This window comes from Micromonospora marincola (genome assembly GCF_056150385.1).
Genome location: NZ_JAXCFT010000008.1, coordinates 210,832 through 227,713, shown reverse-complemented (window position 1 = coordinate 227,713; position 16,882 = coordinate 210,832). Strand labels below are relative to the sequence as shown.

At 73.2% G+C, this 16,882-nt stretch carries 16 protein-coding genes; 4 read left to right on the top strand and 12 right to left on the bottom strand.

Annotated features, from left to right (window positions below):
* Positions 1 to 175: 175 nt before the first annotated feature.
* The 4 genes from SM450_RS19435 to SM450_RS19420 all read right to left on the bottom strand — a co-directional run bounded on the left by SM450_RS19435 (position 176) and on the right by SM450_RS19420 (position 5,563).
* Complete coding sequence (locus tag SM450_RS19435) at positions 176 to 595, bottom strand: hypothetical protein (RefSeq protein ID WP_474621154.1); 420 nt, start codon at positions 593 to 595, stop codon at positions 176 to 178.
* A 190-nt stretch (positions 596 to 785) separates the two neighbouring features.
* Positions 786 to 1,094 (bottom strand): hypothetical protein, encoded by a 309-nt coding sequence (locus SM450_RS19430; RefSeq protein WP_474621153.1) that lies wholly within the window; start codon positions 1,092 to 1,094, stop codon positions 786 to 788.
* A gap of 45 nt (positions 1,095 to 1,139) precedes the next feature.
* Positions 1,140 to 2,849 (bottom strand): Ig-like domain-containing protein, encoded by a 1,710-nt coding sequence (locus SM450_RS19425; protein WP_474621152.1) that lies wholly within the window; start codon positions 2,847 to 2,849, stop codon positions 1,140 to 1,142.
* Between the two features lie 101 nt (positions 2,850 to 2,950).
* Positions 2,951 to 5,563 carry a CHAT domain-containing protein gene (locus SM450_RS19420; protein ID WP_474621151.1) on the bottom strand — a complete coding sequence of 871 codons (2,613 nt, stop codon included), beginning with the start codon at positions 5,561 to 5,563 and terminating at the stop codon, positions 2,951 to 2,953.
* 178 nt (positions 5,564 to 5,741) lie between these two features.
* Here SM450_RS19420 and SM450_RS19415 point away from each other — a divergent pair, with 178 nt between their 5' ends.
* The 3 genes from SM450_RS19415 to SM450_RS19405 are packed head-to-tail and all read left to right on the top strand — an operon-like array spanning position 5,742 to position 8,120.
* On the top strand, positions 5,742 to 7,052 hold the full coding sequence (locus tag SM450_RS19415; protein WP_474621150.1) for a S8 family peptidase: 1,311 nt from the start codon (positions 5,742 to 5,744) through the stop codon (positions 7,050 to 7,052).
* Positions 7,049 to 7,684: an RNA polymerase sigma factor gene (locus SM450_RS19410; RefSeq protein ID WP_474621149.1), complete on the top strand. Its 636-nt coding sequence runs from the start codon at positions 7,049 to 7,051 to the stop codon at positions 7,682 to 7,684. Before SM450_RS19415 ends, SM450_RS19410 begins: the two co-directional genes overlap by 4 nt.
* The gene (locus SM450_RS19405) at positions 7,659 to 8,120 is read left to right on the top strand and encodes a hypothetical protein (protein WP_474621148.1); all 462 of its coding nucleotides are present in this window, start codon (positions 7,659 to 7,661) and stop codon (positions 8,118 to 8,120) included. The genes SM450_RS19410 and SM450_RS19405 overlap by 26 nt, the downstream gene beginning before the upstream one ends.
* Positions 8,121 to 8,231: 111 nt before the next feature.
* Here SM450_RS19405 and SM450_RS19400 read toward each other — a convergent pair whose 3' ends face one another.
* The 8 genes from SM450_RS19400 to SM450_RS19365 form a co-directional block, all read right to left on the bottom strand.
* The gene (locus tag SM450_RS19400; protein WP_474621147.1) at positions 8,232 to 9,260 is read right to left on the bottom strand and encodes a hypothetical protein; all 1,029 of its coding nucleotides are present in this window, start codon (positions 9,258 to 9,260) and stop codon (positions 8,232 to 8,234) included.
* 197 nt (positions 9,261 to 9,457) lie between these two features.
* Positions 9,458 to 9,988 carry a hypothetical protein gene (locus SM450_RS19395; protein WP_474621146.1) on the bottom strand — a complete coding sequence of 177 codons (531 nt, stop codon included), beginning with the start codon at positions 9,986 to 9,988 and terminating at the stop codon, positions 9,458 to 9,460.
* Between the two features lie 63 nt (positions 9,989 to 10,051).
* Positions 10,052 to 10,744, bottom strand: coding sequence for an urea ABC transporter ATP-binding subunit UrtE (gene urtE / locus SM450_RS19390; protein ID WP_091427612.1), 693 nt, complete (start codon positions 10,742 to 10,744; stop codon positions 10,052 to 10,054).
* On the bottom strand, positions 10,744 to 11,520 hold the full coding sequence (urtD, locus tag SM450_RS19385) for an urea ABC transporter ATP-binding protein UrtD (RefSeq protein ID WP_474621145.1): 777 nt from the start codon (positions 11,518 to 11,520) through the stop codon (positions 10,744 to 10,746). The genes urtE and urtD overlap by 1 nt, the downstream gene beginning before the upstream one ends.
* Positions 11,517 to 12,647 carry an urea ABC transporter permease subunit UrtC gene (urtC, locus tag SM450_RS19380; protein ID WP_474621144.1) on the bottom strand — a complete coding sequence of 377 codons (1,131 nt, stop codon included), beginning with the start codon at positions 12,645 to 12,647 and terminating at the stop codon, positions 11,517 to 11,519. Before urtC ends, urtD begins: the two co-directional genes overlap by 4 nt.
* Complete coding sequence (gene urtB, locus SM450_RS19375; RefSeq protein WP_474621143.1) at positions 12,644 to 13,627, bottom strand: urea ABC transporter permease subunit UrtB; 984 nt, start codon at positions 13,625 to 13,627, stop codon at positions 12,644 to 12,646. The genes urtC and urtB overlap by 4 nt, the downstream gene beginning before the upstream one ends.
* Positions 13,606 to 14,850, bottom strand: coding sequence for an urea ABC transporter substrate-binding protein (urtA, locus tag SM450_RS19370; RefSeq protein WP_474621142.1), 1,245 nt, complete (start codon positions 14,848 to 14,850; stop codon positions 13,606 to 13,608). The genes urtB and urtA overlap by 22 nt, the downstream gene beginning before the upstream one ends.
* A gap of 386 nt (positions 14,851 to 15,236) precedes the next feature.
* Positions 15,237 to 16,319, bottom strand: coding sequence for a substrate-binding domain-containing protein (locus SM450_RS19365; protein ID WP_474621141.1), 1,083 nt, complete (start codon positions 16,317 to 16,319; stop codon positions 15,237 to 15,239).
* 96 nt (positions 16,320 to 16,415) lie between these two features.
* On the opposite strand from SM450_RS19365, the gene SM450_RS19360 reads away from it, so the two are divergent.
* Positions 16,416 to 16,880 carry a MarR family winged helix-turn-helix transcriptional regulator gene (locus tag SM450_RS19360; protein WP_474621140.1) on the top strand — a complete coding sequence of 155 codons (465 nt, stop codon included), beginning with the start codon at positions 16,416 to 16,418 and terminating at the stop codon, positions 16,878 to 16,880.
* The last annotated feature ends 2 nt before the right edge of the window (positions 16,881 to 16,882 follow it).

Below are 16,882 nucleotides of genomic sequence, written 5' to 3'. Positions count from 1 at the left end.
GGCCTGCCGCGACCCGCACCACACGCGTAATGACAGACTGAACCAACAGCGGGACTCCCGGCGGTAAGGCATGTCTTGGCGGACGTACCTCTCCTACCGAAGTCCCGCTGCCAGTCTCAGCACCAACACGCCCACTTGACGAACCACCGCCGCGCTTAACTACCCGGCATTGGGGCTAGCCGCGGGCCGGCTGGACGGCGACGTGGAAGTTGAAGACCGCGCCGTTGCGGGTGAGGACGAGGTTCCACTTTCCGCCGTTCTTGAGCACGACCGGGTTGGACGTCGGGTAGCGCTGGAGGAACCACGCCTCCAACCGGTGCGCCTCGGCGTCGGAGAGCACCCCGACCTCCCCCACCTCAGCCGCGTGGTGCGGCTCCGGGTTGCAGCCGGCGTTGAACCGGTAGCTGGAGTCCCGGTTCCACCGGCCGCAGCCGAGCATCGTGACCGTGACCGGCCCCGAGTGCTGAAAGGCCAACTGCGGGACCGGAGGATCGGCGACGACCACGCCGGGTGGCGTCTCCAGGGACGGGAACGGCACCGCGACCGTCTCGATGACGGCCTGCGACGCCCAGTTGAAGTCCACCTCGAACGACATGTCCAACCCCCTGCCCGGAGTGCCGCGCCCGCCGGCCGGTCGCGGCGGCACGTCGACGGGTCCCATCATCGAGCGGCCCGGACGCCGGAACGCGAACACTGTCCGTGCTCAGACAGTGACGGTCAGGTGACAGCGCCCGGCGTACCGCGCCCGGACCGGACGAGTGGTCCGGCGAGGTGTCGGAGCCTGGTCAGGACTTTCCCGGCATGGAGGCTGACAGCGGCGCGTTCCCGGGCTGGTCGAGGTCGGCGAGGTCGAGCACGAAGCGGTAGCGGACATCGCCGCGCTCGAGGCGCTCGAAAGCCTCATGGATCCGGGCGGAGGGCAGCAGTTCGATGTCGGCGACGATGCCGTGCTCGGCGCAGAAGGACAACAGTTCCGCCGTGTATCTGGTGCCGCCCGTGCCCGACGAGGTGAGCTTCTTGCGGCCGAAGGTCAGCTCCATCAGGTTCACCGGTGTCCGCATCGGGATACCGAGCACGCTCAGCGTGCCGCCCACGATCTCGCCGCCCCACCACGCCGGCTGACCCTGCCCCTCCCCCGGTCACCGGCGCAGGTAGCCGATGCCGTGCTGGTCGAGCCAGGTGACCGTCCGCGACACGAACGTCGGCGCCGCCGAACTGGCGCTGACATCGGTGGCGACCAGCGGCACCTGGGCGGCGACCGGGAGCAGGGTGGACTGCCAGCAGGCCGGCGTGGCGCAGGCCGAGCGGTCGTCGACGCGCCAGGCGGCGGCCACGCTGCGGCCGTCCGGGTCGGCCGGGCGGTATTCCAGCCACCGGCGCAGGTCGTTGCCGCCGTCGATCCCGGCGGCGAGGACCAGGTTGAACGCGCCTCGGACGCGAAGCAGGCGGATCTGCTCCTGCACGCCGAAATTCGGCAGGCCGGTGCCCAGGCACGCGGGACCGCCGTCGCGCCAGCAGGTCCAGGCCACCGCGGGATCGGCGCCGCCGGCCGCCGGGAAGTTGTAGGGCGAGATGTCGAGGACCACCGCGTTGTCGTCGCCGAACACCTCCGCCGCCGCGCCCCAGAACAAGCGGGTGGCGGATTCGTCGCTCTGGCGCAGCGACACGACGGGTGTGATGCCGGCCCGGACGAGCCGGTCGACGTACCGGGCCGCCTCGTCGAGGTAGCCGACGCGGTTCGGTCTGTCGGTGGGGCTTCCGGTGTAGACGTAGCAGGCGTCGCTCAGCACGACCCGCACCGCGTCGACGCCGCGGGCCCGCAGCGCGGCTACGGACGCGTCGTCGACCGGGCCGTCCCAGCGGATCGGTCCCCACGCGCACCCGCCGGGCGCGGCCGAGCGGATGATTCCGCGTGGCCGGTACGGCCTCGGGTCGACCGTGACCGTGCGGATGCGGTTGCCGGATGCCTTCAGCGCGGGCGCGGCGCCGGGTGCCTGCGGTGGGAGCACCCGGATGCCACGGACCTCGGCGGTGGCCTGGGCGCCACTGCTGTCGTAGGCGGTGGCGGTGATGCGGGTGCCGGTGTTCGGCGGCACGCCGCGCCAGTCGAACGCGTACGGCGCGGTGGTGTCCACGGCGAGCAACGTGCCGCGCTCCCGGAACTCGACCCGCTCGATCCGCCGGCCGGCCGTCGCCGCCGTGGCCTCGGCACGGATCGGGATGACGCCCGGCGCGGCGAAGAAGTCGTCGGGCAGGGGCGAGGTGAGCGCCACCGACGGCCCGCCCGGCAGCGGGCTGGGGCTGAGGCTGGGCTGCGGGCTCCCCGAGGCCGGCGGCGGCGACGAGGGGGGCGGCGACGAAGGCGGCGGCGACGAGGGCGGCGGCGACGAGGGCGGCGGCGACGAGGGGGGCGGGCTGGCGACGTCCCCGTCGCACGGCTGGCCGCTCAACACCCATTCGGTCGGCCTGGGGTCCGGGCCCCGGTAGTTGCCGCCGAACCGCACTGTCACCGAGGCGCCGGTCGCCAGCGTGGACCCCGCCGGTGGGCGGAGCGTGGTCAGCGGGTACAACTCGCCGCTGCCGAGCGTGTATCCGTCCGGCAGCCGGTCGTGACCCATGGTGATCGATTGACCGTTGGCCTGCCGGAACCGCAGCCACCAGTCGGTGACCGGAGAGCCCAGGTTGGTGACGGTGAGCTCGGCCCAGAAGCCGCCGGTCCACTCCCGGGTGAGTGTGTAGTCCACTGTGCACGCTGTCGCGGCGTAGGCCGGCGGTAGCACCATCGTCATGGCCCCGCCGACGACGACCGCGGCGGCCGTGGCCAGCGCGAAGATCCTGCGTCGCATCATGCCCCCGTAAGCATCGATAGATTTCGCTTCATACAGCGTCAACGGTCGGGGCACGGCCTGTCAATACCGCGGCATCCGCCGGGCCTCTTTGGACGGCACCGTCAGCCGGCCCCGAAGCAGACGAAGGCCGCCGCGGTGGCCCGGGCGGGACCGTCGCCCGCCGCAGCGAACGCCCGCTGCGCGGCGGCGAGGGCACCCGCCGGGCCGGCGCCCGCCCGCATCCGCGCGTGCAGGTCCAGCATCAGTGCCGTGGTGGGCTCGGCCGGCACGGGCAACACGCTCGCGATCAGGCACCGGGTGCCGAGCGCCAGGAGCACCGCGGTGAACCCCATGACCTCGTCGCCGGGGCGGAGCCCGGTCAGGCCGGAGTCACAGGCGGAGAGCACCACGCAGCCGGGCGGCCGGGTGACCGCCTCCCACTCGTGGGCGAACAGCGGACCGTCGGCCAGTTCCAGGGTGGAGAACTGGGGATTGTCCGCACGGAACGTGCCGTGGGCGGCGATGTGCACCAGCCCCGCCCCGTCAAGCGCGGCGGTCAACGCCGCGGCGGTGGCGTCCGGCCCGGTGAGTCGCCGGGCCCCGGGCAGAACCTGGGCGAGGCGGCACACCTCGGTGTGCCCGGCCGGCAGGCGCGGGCCGGCGGCCAGGACCGGAGGCCCGGCCGGCAACTCCCGCCGGTCCGCGCCGAGCCAGGCGGTGGCCGAGGGGGCGACGGTCACCGGACGCCCCGCGCAGGTGGGCAGCGCCGACCAGGGCACCGCGTGCAGCGCCCCGACCGGAACGATCACCAGGGCCCGGTCGGCCAGCCGCCGCAGCGGGGCGAACAGCAGCCGATCCAGGGCGGCTGCGGCGTGGACAGCCCCCGCCCGCGCGGCGGCCGTGTCGCCGGTGGTGACCAGTCGGCGTAGGGCGAACCGGTGCCGGCGGGCCAGGTCCGCCGCGGCGGCGAGCGGGCCCAGGTCGTGCAGGCTGGCCTGGCCGTCGCGGACCAGCACCGCCCGGATCCGGTCGCCGTGGGCCACCAGCTCGACCAGCACCCGGGAGCCGAGCCGCGCGGCCAGCGCGCCCACCCCGGGCGGGGCCAGCACGGCGCCCTCACCGGGCACCCGCCGGGCGAGGTCCCGGATACGCTGTTCCAGCCGGGCCTGCCGGCCGCGCAGGGCGGTTGCCGGGCGGCCGGCCAGCACCTCGTCTTCGAGCAGGCCGCTGACCAGTCGGAGCTCAGCGAGCGCCGTCACCAGTTCGGGGTCGGCCGCGGGCCGGGCCGGCCGGGTCCGCAGCGCGTTGGCCCGCCACCGCTCCGCCCACGCCAGGACCCGCGCCGGCGCGCCTGCCCGGACCGCGATGTCGAGGCCCTCGGCCGCCAGATCCTGACCGTACGCTCCACTGTGGGCACGTAGCTCCGTCGCGCCGAGCGACATGCGGTGCCGGTCGAGCACGGTTAGCCCGCGGCGCAGCGCCCGGGCGGCCCCGGGTTCGTCCCCGCCGAGACGGCGCGACAGGGCCAGGGCGTACCAGCCCTGCGCCCGTCGGTCGGCGGTGCCGCGACGGCGGGCCCGGGCGGCCACCGCCAGCAGGTTCCGGGCCCGGCCCGGCCGCCCCAGTGCGGCGGCCACCAAGCCGGCCTCGATCCGGGTGGTCAGCGCCGGACCCGGCCACCCGGTGGCGTCGAGCTGGTCGGCGGTACGGGCCATGACGGTGAGCAGGGACGCCGAGCGGGTGCCCCGGCGGTACTCGGCGCGCAACTCGACGTGCCGGGCGAAGACCGCCCAGGTGCGCCGGCCCTGGCGACGGAACCGGGCCCGGGCCGCGGCGGCGGCCTCGGTCGCGGTGTCCAGGTCCGCGGCGAGCAGCGCCGCGCGGGCCCGGGCCAGCAGCGCCTCGGCGAAGTCGGAGGCCATGCCCCGGCGCCCCAGTTCCCGGACCGCCGCCGTCGCCACCACCACCGCCTCGTCGACAAGCGGCACCGACAGCAGCAGCTCGACGCGGTCCAGCAGCAGCGCCGGCCGGGGCACGGCGAGCCGCCGGTACTCCTCGTCGGCGGTGGCGAAGCAGCGCAGCGCCCCGGCGATGTCGCCGCGCTGGCCGGCCGCGATGCCGCAGTTCCACCGGGCGTCGGCCGCCGCGAGGTCGAGGCCCAGCCGTTGGAAGGTGGCTGCCGCGCGGGACAGGTCGTCGTGGGTGCCGCCGGCGGCGCCCCGGTGGGCGTTGAGCAGCCCCCGGTTGTTGCGCGCCCGCGCCTCCAGCAACAGATCTCCCTCGCGCAGGGCGATGTCGACGGCCAGGCCGTAGTCGCGGACCGCCTCGTCGTAGCGACCCCGGTAGTGCAGCACCACGCCCCGCTGCATCCGGGCCCGCCCCGCGTCGGCGCCGACGAGCTGGGGCAGCGCGGCGGTCACCGCGCGCAGCGCGGCGGCGGTGTGGCCGGCGTTGGCAAGCACGTAGCCCTGGCTCATCCGGGCCAGCGCCCGGGTCCGGGGCGTGCCGGCGGCCCGGACCGCGCGGCGCAGGTGGCGCAGCGCGCCGGGCAGGTCGTTGAGCTCCCGCAGGGCCAGGCCGACGGCCCGCTCGGCGGTGGAGCGCTCGTCGGCCCCGGCCGCGGACCCGGCGGCCAGCACCCGCTGGGCGATCGCGATCGCCTCGTGCGGGTAGCGCTGCACGGCGTCGAGCGCCGCCTGGGCCGTGCCGGCACCGGAACCGGTGCTGTCGGGCATGCCCCACAGAGTCCCCGAACCGGTGCCCAGCCGTCAATGTCTTCGGGGCCTGTCGGGAATCCGCACCAACCCTTAACGTCATTGACATACGACTATGCTTTGGAAGAATCGGCGACACCCGGGGAAACAGGGCCACGCCGGCCAGTGGCGGGCGCTTCTGCCGACGCATGGAGGACCCGTGTCGCCTGACCGTCCCGCCGAGCCGCGCCCGGCCGGCCACCTGTCCCGACGGCGACTGCTCGCCACGGCCGCGCTGGCCGCCGCAGCGTCGTTCGCCACCGCATCCCGTGCGGCCCCGGCCCGCGCCGAGGGTGCGGACGACGTCGCCTACCAGCGCGCCTTCGACGAGGCGCTGGCTGCCGACAAGAACGTCCGCCGGCACACCACGCCGGGCCGGGAGTTCCTCTACCGGCCACGGCAGTTGCTCGCCGCCGACGCGGACGCCCAGCGGGTCACCGCCTGGCTGCGTGCCCGCGGCCAGGTGGTGGCCGGTGGCGGCGGCTTCGCCGGGGTCACCCGGCTGCTCTTCGACCGGGAGACCGACGTTCCCGCAATCGTCACCAAGCTGCGCGACCCCCAGCAGTGGCCGGGGCAGCCAGTGCCGAAGGTGCAGCCGCACCACGTGCTGCTGGGCTTCGGCAACATCATGGGCAACCCGGGCAGCCCGCCCGCGGCGGTCGCCGCGCTGCCGCCGCCGGACCTGGCCCGGCTGGGCGAGGGCGCCGGGGTGACCGTCGGGATCTGCGACACCGGCATCTGGCGGCAGGCCGGCGGCTACCACCCGCAGTGGCTCGGTGGGGCGTACCTGCCGGAGGTCGACGACGAGGACCCGCTCTACGTGCACATCGACGTGCTCGCCCCGCAGGGCGGGCACGGCACCTTCGTCGCCGGGGTGGTGCGGCAGGCCGCGCCGGGGGTCCGGGTCGACCCGGAGCAGGCGCTGACCGCCACCGGCCTCGGCGACGAGGCGTCGGTGGTGGCCGCGATGGCCCGACTCGCGCCGGCGGTGTCCGTGGTCAACCTGTCCCTGGGCGGGTTCACCCAGGACGATCAGCCGTCGCTGCCCCTGGCCAACGCCGTGGCCGCGCTACCCGCGACGAGCGCCGTGGTCGCGGCGGCGGGCAACGCCGGCACCAGCCGGCCGACCTGGCCCGCCGCCCTGGGCCGGGTCGTCGCGGTGGCGGCGGTCAGCCAGGGCTCCGGCGGCGTGGCGCCGGCCACCTACAGCGGCTACGGGCCATGGATCGACGTCTGTGCCGTCGGCGAGCGCCAGAGCACGTACGTCGAGGGGCAGTTGCCGCTGCCGGGCCAGCCGACCCGGGTGTTCCACGGCTTCGCCGCCTGGGCGGGCACCTCGTTCGCCACGGCGCACGTCTCCGGTCGGCTCGCCGCCCTGATGACCGCCGGCGGCCTGACCGCCGACGCGGCCCGGCTGGCGCTGCTCGCGGCGCCGCGCTGGCACCCCGACTACGGCGTGCTCGTCGGATGAGCGAGCGGGCCGCGACCGACCTGGTGACCGCCGCGGCGGACGGGGACGAGTCGGCGTGGGTGGAGCTGGTCCGCCGGTACACCCCGCTCGTCTACTCGGTGATCCGGTCGTACGACCTGAGCCGCGCCGACGCCGCCGACGCCAACCAGACCGTCTGGTTGCGTCTCGTCGAACATCTGGGCCGGGTACGTGACCCGCAGGCCCTCGCCTCCTGGCTGGCGACCACCGCCCGGCGCGAGTGCTACCGGCTGTCCCGCCTCGGCCGCCGCACCCAGCTCTTCGACCCGTACGACGACGCGCTGGACGCCTACCATGGCTTCTCCCGCTCGGCGGAGGTCGCGGCCCCCGACGAGGAACTGCTACGCGCGGAGCGGCGGCAGGCGCTGCGGGAGGGCTTCGCGCAGTTGCCGCCGCGCTGCCAGCAGTTGCTGGCCCTGTTGACCGCCGATCCGCCGGCCAGCTACCGGGAGATCGCCGAACGGTTGAGCATGCCGATCGGCAGCATCGGGCCGACCCAGGCCAGATGCCTGCGCCGGCTACGGGACTGCCCGGCGCTCGCCCCGTTCCTCGGGACGGCCGCGTCCCGGACGAACGGAGGTGAACGTGATGGAGCCGTTGCCGCCGGCCGATGAGGTGGCCCTGGCCGCCGAGCTGGGTGCGGCGCTGCGGGAGGTCGGGGCGGTCCCGGAGGAGTTCCTGACCGCCGCACTGGCGGCGTTCGCCTGGCGGGGCGTCGACGCGGAGGTGGCCCTCGCCGAGCTGACGTTCGACTCGGCGTGCGACGCGGTGCCGGCGCTGACCCGGTCGGCCGGGTCGACGCGGACGCTGTCGTTCCGCAGTGCGGCGGTGGTGCTGGAGATCGAGGTGACCGACGCCGGCATCGTCGGTCAACTCTCCCCGCCCGCAGGTGGGCGGGTGTCCGCGCAGACCGCCTCGGGCACGTACGCGGAGGCGCCGGTCGACGCGGTGGGCTTCTTCTCGCTCGGCGCTCCCCCGCCCGGCCCGGTCCGGCTGCGCGCCCACACCGACGGCTACGCGGTGGCCACCACCTGGGTCTCGCTGCGTTGACCCACCGTCCACCGGGACGGCGGTGCTCGCGGGACGCCCGGACCGTCCCGCGAGCGCCCGGCGACGGGGGGCCGCGGGCTGCCCGGGCCCACGACCCCGCTGCTGGCCGGGCTACTGCCGCCCGACGCTGATCAGATACTCCACCCCACCGAGGTCGGTCCGCTCCGCACCGCTCGTGTCCGGGCCGAACTGGGTCACGTCGAGCGCGAACTCCTTGTCCGAGGCGGCCTCGGCCGCGAAAGTGAGGGAGAACTCGACCCGCTCACCCGGTTTCAGCACCAGGTTGCCGAGGCTGGCCTTCGCCGGCTCGACGACCTCCAACTGGTTCCTGCCGACCTCGCGTACGCCGGTGCCGACCTTGCCGCCGGCCTGCCACCGCTCGAACAGGCTCGGCCCGAGGTCGACGACGACCCGGCCGCCGACACGCTGGATCGGCTCGCCCGGCTGCGTGAAGACCAGGTCGTTCTTGGTCTCCACCTTGAGCGAGTTGCCGATGGCGAACGGCCGCACGATCGCCGGCCCGCCCGCGACGAGCCGCACCGAGTCGACGTTGCGCCAGGCGATGTTGTTGTTGTTGCGGGTGTTGGTGCCGATGTCCGGACCCTCGAAGGTCATCGGATCGGTGGCCGACACCCACCTGGCCAGCAGGCAGAAGTGGCCCGGCCCGGGCACCCCGGTCCACGGGATCGTCACGGTCGTGGTGCCGGCGAAGGCGGTCACGTTCATCGCGCCGATCTGGGTCCAGTGCGTCGGCCATACGGCACCGCCACCCGGCGTCGTCCGGTAGACCTGCAGAACGCCGCCGCCGGTGCCGGTGCCGTACGGGCCGGGGTTACGCAGCTTGACGTAGATGTAGTTGGTGAGGCCGACGATCGGGTTCTGGCTGACGGCACACTCGACGGCGGTGGGGCAGACCTTGATGTCGGGGCTGGCCCACAGCGGGTTGAGCGAGTGGGGCTGGGCGCCGACATCGGCGGCGACGTCCCGGATGTAGACGTCGGTGCGGGCCGCCGTGGCCTTGTCCGGCCGCGCCACGACCGGCGCGGCGGCGGCCGTGGTGACCGCCAGCAGGGCGGCCAGCGCCGTGCCGGTGAGCACGGCGAGCGCCGAGCGGCGGACCCGTCTTCCTACGTTGCCCATGACAGGCTTCTCCCATCGTCGAGAAACCGCCGACCGGCGTTGTCGCCTACCCGGCCGACGCGATGACGTTGTTCAGGAGCGCGGCGCGGCGGGGCTGATACGTCCGGCGGGAGCGGTGACGGTCAGATGGAGCGAGGAACGACGAATTAGACGAGCATCGATCCTGTTGCGATCTGCTCGCGATCCGCGGCGGACGCCTAGGTGAGCGCGTGCACAAGCGCGGTCGCCGCTCCGGCCAGGAGGGCCACGCCCGTGCCGGCACCGACGACGGCGCTCGGGGTGAGGTCGAGCCGCCGGGCGACGGGGACGCTGACGAGCGCGACCAGGGTGACGAGCGCGGCCCAGATCGCGAGGGCCGGATACCCCAGCAATGGCGCCAGGGGGACGAAGTGCAGGCCGACAATCAGGGCGATCCAGGCCGGAACCAGGGACGTGCGGCCGATCCGCCGGAGCCAGATCGCCCCGGCGGCACAGAGGACCACCTCGACCAGGACGATCACCCCGAAGACCGGCCCCGTCCGCTCGTCCACGGCGTTGCCCTCGTCCCAGGTGCGTGCGGTGACGACGCCGCCGATGATCGCTGCGACCAGGGACAGCACCGAGCCGATGCCGAGCCACGGACGCCACGCCCTGGGCGGCGCCTCCTGCGCCCAGCCGAACCAGACGATCCCGAACACTCCGAAGATCGCGGCGGTGGCGGCAGCGTTGGCGGCGAATTCAGCATCCATCGGCGCAGTCTAGGGGCGGATGGACGGCGCCCGCGCCGGCGGACGACGCGATGCCGCCTTTGGTCAGACCGCGAGGGCCGCGCGCACCTCCCGCTCCGCCGTGACTCCCCCGTCGCCGTGCGAGGTGACCCGGCCGGATTCGAGGACGTGGTAGCGGTTCGCCACCCGCAGCGCGAACCCGAGGTGCTGCTCGACGAGCAGCACGCTGAAGCCGGACTGCCGGGTCAGCTCGACGATCCGCTCCTGGATCTCGGCGACCACCGACGGCTGGATGCCCTCGGTCGGCTCGTCGAGCATGAGCAGCCGCGGCCGGGTGATCAACGCGCGGGCGATGGCGAGTTGCTGACGCTGACCACCGGAGAGCAGCCCGGCCCGCCGCCGCAGCAACGGACGCAGCGCCGGGAACAGGTCCAGCACCTCCGCCGTCGCCACCGCGCCGTCGCGCCGGCCGTCGGCGACGAGGCGCAGGTTCTCCGCCGCCGTCAGGTGCGGGAAGCACTGCTGGCCCTGCGGAACGTACGCCATGCCGCGCGCCACCCGCTCGTGCGGCGCGAGCCGGGTGACGTCCTCGCCGTCCAGCTCGACGGTGCCGGCGGTCGGGCGCAGCAGGCCCGCCGCGACCCGCAGCAGGGTGCTCTTACCGGCGCCGTTGTGCCCGAGCACCGCGGCCACCCCGTCGGGCGGGACGGCTAGGTCCACGCCGTGCAGCACCCGGGAACGCCCGTATCCGGCGTGCACCCCACGCAGGGTCAGCATCATGCCTCCAGACCGCTGGGGACCGACCCGGCGTCGACCGGGTGGCCAAGGTAGACCTCCTGCACGCGCGGGTCCGCCTGAACCTGCGCCACCGTGCCCTCGCTGAGCACCTTCCCCGCGTGCAGCACGGTGACGCTGCGCGCGAAGCGACGCAGGAAGTCCATGTCGTGCTCGATCACCACCACCGTGCGATCCCGGCTCACCGTCTCCAGCAGGGCGCCCGTGGCGTCGCGCTCCTCGTGGCTCATCCCGGCGACCGGCTCGTCGAGCAGCAGCAGCCGCGCGTCCTGCACCAGCAGCATGCCGATCTCCAACCACTGCTTCTGGCCGTGCGCGAGCGTGCCGGCGAGTTGGTCGGCCCGGCCGGTCAGCCCGATGGTCTCCAGCGCGGCGGCCACCTCGTCGGGGATCTCCCGCCGACGCCGGGCCAGGGTGGCCCAGCTCCGGCGGGCGCCCGCCGCGATGTCGAGGTTCTGCACGACCGACAACTCCTCGAAGATCGTCGACGTCTGGAACGTCCGCCCGATGCCCAGCCGGCTGATCCGGTGCACCGGGCGACCCAGCAGCTCCTGGTCGCCGAAGCACACCGAGCCGGTGGCCCGCACCAGACCGGTGATCGCGTCGACCAGGGTGGTCTTGCCGGCGCCGTTCGGCCCGATCAGGAACCGGATGTCACCGGCGGGCACTTCGAGCGAGACGCCGTCGACGGCGGTGAAGCCGTCGAAGCTGACCCGCACGTCACGGACGGACAGCCCGTCCAGTCGGTCGTCGCTCATTGCTGCACCTCCGCCCGCTCGGCGCGGCGACGGGCCAACGCCCACAGCGACGCCAGGCCGCCGGGAAGGAACGCCACCACCACCACGAAGAGCAGACCCTGCAGGTACGTCCAGGTGCCCGGGAAACGTTCGGAGAGGGCGGTACGCGCCCAGGCGACCGCCACCGCGCCGACCACCGGCCCGAGCAGCGTGGCCCGGCCGCCCACCGCCACCCCGATGACGAACTCGATCGACGGGACGATGCCGATGAGGGCGGGCGAGATGATGCCCACCGCCGGCACGAACAGCGCGCCGGCGAGGCCCGCCATCCCCGCCGCCACCACATAGGCGACGAGCTTGACCGACGCCGGGTCGTAGCCGAGGAAACGGACCCGTTCCTCGCTGTCCCGCACCGCCACCAGCAGTTCCCCGTAGCGGCTGTGGATGAGCTGACGGGCCAGCGCGAGCAGCGCGAGCAGGACGCCGGCGATGATGAAGTAGACCATCCGCTGGTTGACCGGGTCGTCCAGGTCGTAACCGAAGAAGCCCTGGATGTCGGTGAGCCCGTTGGTGCCGCCCGTGGTCCCCTGCTGGCCGATCAACAGGATCACCATGGCGGCGGCGAGAGCCTGACTGAGGATGGCGAAGTACGCGCCCCGCACCCGGCGGCGGAACACGAGTGAGCCGAGCCCGAAGGCGACGGCCATCGGCAGCAGCACCGTGGCCGGCAGCGCGAACCACGGGCTGGCGAACGGCCGCCACCAGACTGGCAGTTCGTCGAGCTGCCCGTACAGCTGCATGAAGTCGGGCATCCCACCGGGACCCGCGTCGGCGAGCTTGAGGTGCATGGCCATCGCGTAGCCGCCGAGGCCGAAGAAGACGCCCTGGCCGAGGGTGAGCATGCCGCCGCGTCCCCAGGCGATGCCGATGCCGACTGCGACCATGGCGACGCAGAGGTACTTGGCGAGCAGGGCCAGCCGGAAGTCCGAAAGCGCCAGCGGCGCGACGGCGAACAGCAGCGCCGCGCCGAACGCGAACCCCGCCGCCGCGCGCAGCCGGGACCGGCCACCGGACCGGCTCGGCGGCGGGGTGTCGGCCGGGGCCGGTGGGCCGGCGGTGCTCGGCGGCGCGGGTGTCACGGCGGTCATGCGAGGCTCCTGGTCCGCAGGGTGAACAGGCCCTGTGGCCGCCACTGGAGGAACGCGACGATCGCCACGAAGACGATCACCTTGGCGACGCTGAGGGTCGTGAGGTATTCCCCGGTGGCCTGGAGGACCCCGAGGGCGAAGGCGACGATCACGCTGCCCTTGAGCTGACCGATCCCGCCGACCACGACGACCAGGAAGGCGTCGATGATCAGGTTGGTGCCCATGGTCGGGCCGATCGGGCCGAGCAGGGTGAGCGCCACCCCGGCGACCCCGGCCAGGCCCGAGCCGAGAAAGAAGGTCGTCCGGTCGACCCGGGCGGTGGGGATGCCGGACACCGCGGCGAGGTCACGGTTCTGCACGACCGCGCGGATCCGCCGTCCCAACGGGGTGAGCCGCAGCGCCAGGGTGAGGGCGGCGACGGCGGCCAGGGCCAGGGCCAGGATGAACAGCCGGTTGTTGGCGACCGTCAGCCCGCCGGGCACCGCCACGTTGCCGGTGAGCAGGTCCGGCGCGCGGGTCTGCACGTTCGGACTGCCGAAGATGTCCCGGGCGAGCTGTTGCAGCATCAGGGACACGCCCCAGGTGACAAGCAGGGTGTCCAGGGGGCGGGCGTAGAGCCGGCGGATCAGCAGGATCTCCAGCAGCACCCCCATCGTGCCGGCGACCACGAACGCCGCCGGCAGCGCGACGAGCAGCGACAGGCCGGCGCCGGTGATGCTCTGTTGCAGCACGTACGTGGTGTAGGCGCCGGCCATGATGAACTCGCCGTGCGCCATGTTGATGACGTTCATCTGGCCGAAGGTCAGCGCCAGCCCGAGCGCGATGAGCAGCAGCACCGCGCCGATGCTGATGCCGGTGAAGAGTTGACCGAAGAGGACTGTCACGGTGGGTACTCCGTACTGCTGGTCGGGGGCCCGGGCGGGGCGCGTCGTCGCGGCGTCCGCCCGGGCCGGCGTCGTCAGCTCAGGCCGCTCGCCCACGGATAGGTCTTGAGGTACGGGTCCGGCGCGACCGGTTTGCCGGAGTTCCACACCTCGGTGATCAGGCCGTCCGCGCCGATCTTGCCGATGCGGGCGGTCTTGGCGATGTGCTGGGTCTTGCCGTCGACCGTGACCAGGCCCTCCGGCGCGTCGAAGGTGATTCCGTCGGAGGCGCCGCGGACCTTCTCGACGTCGAACGCGCCGGCCTTCTCGACCATCGCCTTCCACAGGTAGACGCTGACGTAGGCGGCCTCCATCGGGTCGCTCGTCGGCTTGTCCGCGCCGTACTTCGCCTTGTACGCGGCCACGAACTTGCCGTTCGCCGCGCCGGGCGTGGTCTGGTAGTAGTTCCAGGCGGTCAGTTGACCCTCCAGGTACTGGGTGCCGATGCCCTTGACCTCCTCCTCGGCGATGGACACCGACACCACAGGCATCGCGGCGGCGATCAGCCCGGCCGACTTGTACTCCTTGAAGAACGCCACGTTGCTGTCGCCGTTGAGGGTGTTGAAGACCGCCTTCGCGCCGGACGACTTGACCTTGTTGACGATCGTGCCGAATTCGGTGGACCCGAGCGGCGCGTAATCCTCGCCGACCACTGTCATCCCGTTCGCCGCCGCGTACGCCTTGATGATTTTGTTGGCCGTCCGGGGGAAGACGTAGTCGCTGCCGACCAGGTAGACCGATTTCGTTCCCTGGGCCTTGAGGTAGTCGAGGCCGGGGACGATCTGCTGGTTGGTCGTCGCGCCCGTGTAGAAGATGTAGGGCGACTGTTCCAGACCCTCGTACTGCACCGGGTAGAACAGCAGCGCCTTGTTCTTCTCGAACACCGGCTTGACCGCCTTGCGGCTGGCCGACGTCCAGCAGCCGAAAACGGCTGCGACCCGGTCCTCGGAGATGAGCTTCTCGGCCTTCTCCGCGAAGGTGGGCCAGTCCGAGGCGCCGTCCTCCCCGACCGGCTGGATCTTCTTGCCGAGGACGCCGCCGGCCGCGTTGATCTCCTCGACGGCGAGCATGATGGAGTCGCGGACGGTGACCTCGCTGATCGCCATGGTGCCGGAGAGCGAGTTGAGCAGGCCCACCTTGACGGTGTCGCCGGAGACGTCGGCGGTGACGCCGGCCGCGCCGCCCTCGTCACTGGTCTTGCTGCCGCACGCGGTCATGGCCGCCGCGGCGACGAGGGTCATGGCGCCCGCCAGGATGCGGCGGCCCCAGATATGTGACATCTAATCTCCCTGCGGTGCACTCAGGTTACGAAAAGGACGGTCGGTGCGGTCCGGTGGAGCTGACGTTGGCGATGCCGAGGTCGACGGGTGGACGTCGCCTGCGGTCATCGCATCGACTACGGGCACGCAAAGCGTCGACCGGCATGATTGCGTGAGTGTTTCCCAGTCCTTAATTGACTGTTTCCCACGCACGGGGAGAGAGCGCACACCACAGTGGCCCACGGCCATGAATGATTCGCTGGGGAATTGCCACCACAATGGGCGGCGGACAGATTTCCGCCGTCGGTGGACACACATTTGCGGTATCCGGTCCGGGACCCGATACTTCACGCAGGAAGTATCTTAGGGTCGGGCCGGGCCGACCTGTCAAGGGTCCGGACGGGCGGTCAGAGCTGGGCGAGCACGGTGAAGTCGAGACCGTCGGCCTCGGCGAGGTAGATCCGCTGGCGCACGTGCCGACGACGCAGCCGCAGCCGACCGCGCGGCCCGTGGTACGCCACCGCGTCGGCAGCCGTCTCGATCGCCCGCACGTCGAGCGTGCGGGCCTGCCCGATCAGGGCGGCGAGCAGCATCACGCCCTCATAGCAGGACTCACCCAGGCTGCCGAGCGGCGGCGCCTCCACCCCGAACCGGCGGGCGAACTCGCCGTGGAAGTCGAGGTTCTCCTGCGTCACGAGGCCGGCGAAGAAGCCCGCCGTGCTGTAGAGCCGCCGCGTCGCGCCCGCCCCGCTGGCAAGCAGCATGTTCTCGTCCATCAGGGTGCTCAGCCGCAGGCAACGCTGGTCCATCGCGGCACGCGCGAACGCCCGGTTGAACCGCACCGCGTCCGCGCCGACGAGCAGCATCACCACGGCGTCGGCCTCGCTGCGCTCGATCTGGCGCAACACGTGACCGAAGTCGTGCGTCTCAAGCGGCAGGAACGCCTGCCCCACCACGCGACCACCGCCGCGCAGCGCGTACCGCTGGGCCGCCCGCGCGGTGCGCCGGGGCCACACGTAGTCGTTGCCGACCACGAACCAGCGGCGCACGCCCTGCTCCCCCGCGAGCAGCCGCATCGCGGGCCACAACTGGGCATCCGGCGTCTCGCTCGTCAGATAGACCCCCTCGGTACGCTCGCCGCCCTCGTACAGGGCGGTGTAGACGTACGGCACGCGGTGCGCGACCCGGGGCGCGAGCGCCTGCCGCACCGAGGAGATGTGCCAGCCGGTCACGCCCTGCACGGCACCCACCGACACCAGCGCCTCCACCTGGGCGGCCACCTCGGCCGGCGGGGCGCCACCGTCGACCGGCACCAGCCGCACCTCGCGGCCCAGCACCCCGCCACCGGCGTTGATCTCCTCGACCGCGAGCTGGGCGCAGAGTTCGCAGGTCGGGCCGAACATTCCCGCCGGCCCGCGCATCGGGTACACGAGCGCGATGCTGACCACGGCCCGATCGACGGTGAGCCACGGCGGTGCCGGCGCGGACATGAGCCCATGATTGCCCGGCCGACGTAAGAAAACCACAGCTCACCACGGACCGGGACGAGTCGCTACGATGGCAGGGCCACCGGCCCAGGGAGTTTCATGTCAGACGTGCCCGGGGCGCCAGCCGATCTGCTGCGCTCGCTCACCCGCGCCGAACGGCTGCTCTCCCGCCGGTTGGCCGCCGTGCTTGCCGACGACGACCTGACCACCGAGGCGTGGCGGGTGCTCTGCCTGCTCGCCGACGGTCAGGGCCATCCGATGAGCGAGGTGTCCGCCGAGGCGTCGCTGCCGCCGGGCACCCTCACCAAGCTGGTCGACCAGCTCGTCGACCGCAATCTGGTGTTCCGGCGGATCGACCCGCTGGACCGCCGACGGATCCGGGCCTACCTGACCGCCCGGGGCCGCCGCGAGCACGCCCGCCTCGACGAGCGGGTCCGGACCAGCCTCGCCGAGGCGGGCGTACCGGCCGACACCGCACTGCTCGACCACCTCGCCGACCTGATCGCCCGACTCGACCCGGCGGGTCGCCGCGACCACGCCGAAGTGGCCGGCGTTCGCCGCTGATC

Coding starts and splice junctions, on each gene's coding strand:
- SM450_RS19435 (WP_474621154.1), bottom strand. CDS start 595: ATGTCGTTCGAGGTGGACTTCAACTGGGCGTCGCAGGCCGTCATCGAG.
- SM450_RS19425 (WP_474621152.1), bottom strand. CDS start 2,849: ATGATGCGACGCAGGATCTTCGCGCTGGCCACGGCCGCCGCGGTCGTC.
- SM450_RS19420 (WP_474621151.1), bottom strand. CDS start 5,563: ATGCCCGACAGCACCGGTTCCGGTGCCGGCACGGCCCAGGCGGCGCTC.
- SM450_RS19410 (WP_474621149.1), top strand. CDS start 7,049: ATGAGCGAGCGGGCCGCGACCGACCTGGTGACCGCCGCGGCGGACGGG.
- SM450_RS19405 (WP_474621148.1), top strand. CDS start 7,659: ATGGAGCCGTTGCCGCCGGCCGATGAGGTGGCCCTGGCCGCCGAGCTG.
- SM450_RS19400 (WP_474621147.1), bottom strand. CDS start 9,260: ATGGGCAACGTAGGAAGACGGGTCCGCCGCTCGGCGCTCGCCGTGCTC.
- SM450_RS19395 (WP_474621146.1), bottom strand. CDS start 9,988: ATGGATGCTGAATTCGCCGCCAACGCTGCCGCCACCGCCGCGATCTTC.
- urtE (WP_091427612.1), bottom strand. CDS start 10,744: ATGCTGACCCTGCGTGGGGTGCACGCCGGATACGGGCGTTCCCGGGTG.
- urtD (WP_474621145.1), bottom strand. CDS start 11,520: ATGAGCGACGACCGACTGGACGGGCTGTCCGTCCGTGACGTGCGGGTC.
- urtC (WP_474621144.1), bottom strand. CDS start 12,647: ATGACCGCCGTGACACCCGCGCCGCCGAGCACCGCCGGCCCACCGGCC.
- urtA (WP_474621142.1), bottom strand. CDS start 14,850: ATGTCACATATCTGGGGCCGCCGCATCCTGGCGGGCGCCATGACCCTC.
- SM450_RS19365 (WP_474621141.1), bottom strand. CDS start 16,319: ATGTCCGCGCCGGCACCGCCGTGGCTCACCGTCGATCGGGCCGTGGTC.
- SM450_RS19360 (WP_474621140.1), top strand. CDS start 16,416: ATGTCAGACGTGCCCGGGGCGCCAGCCGATCTGCTGCGCTCGCTCACC.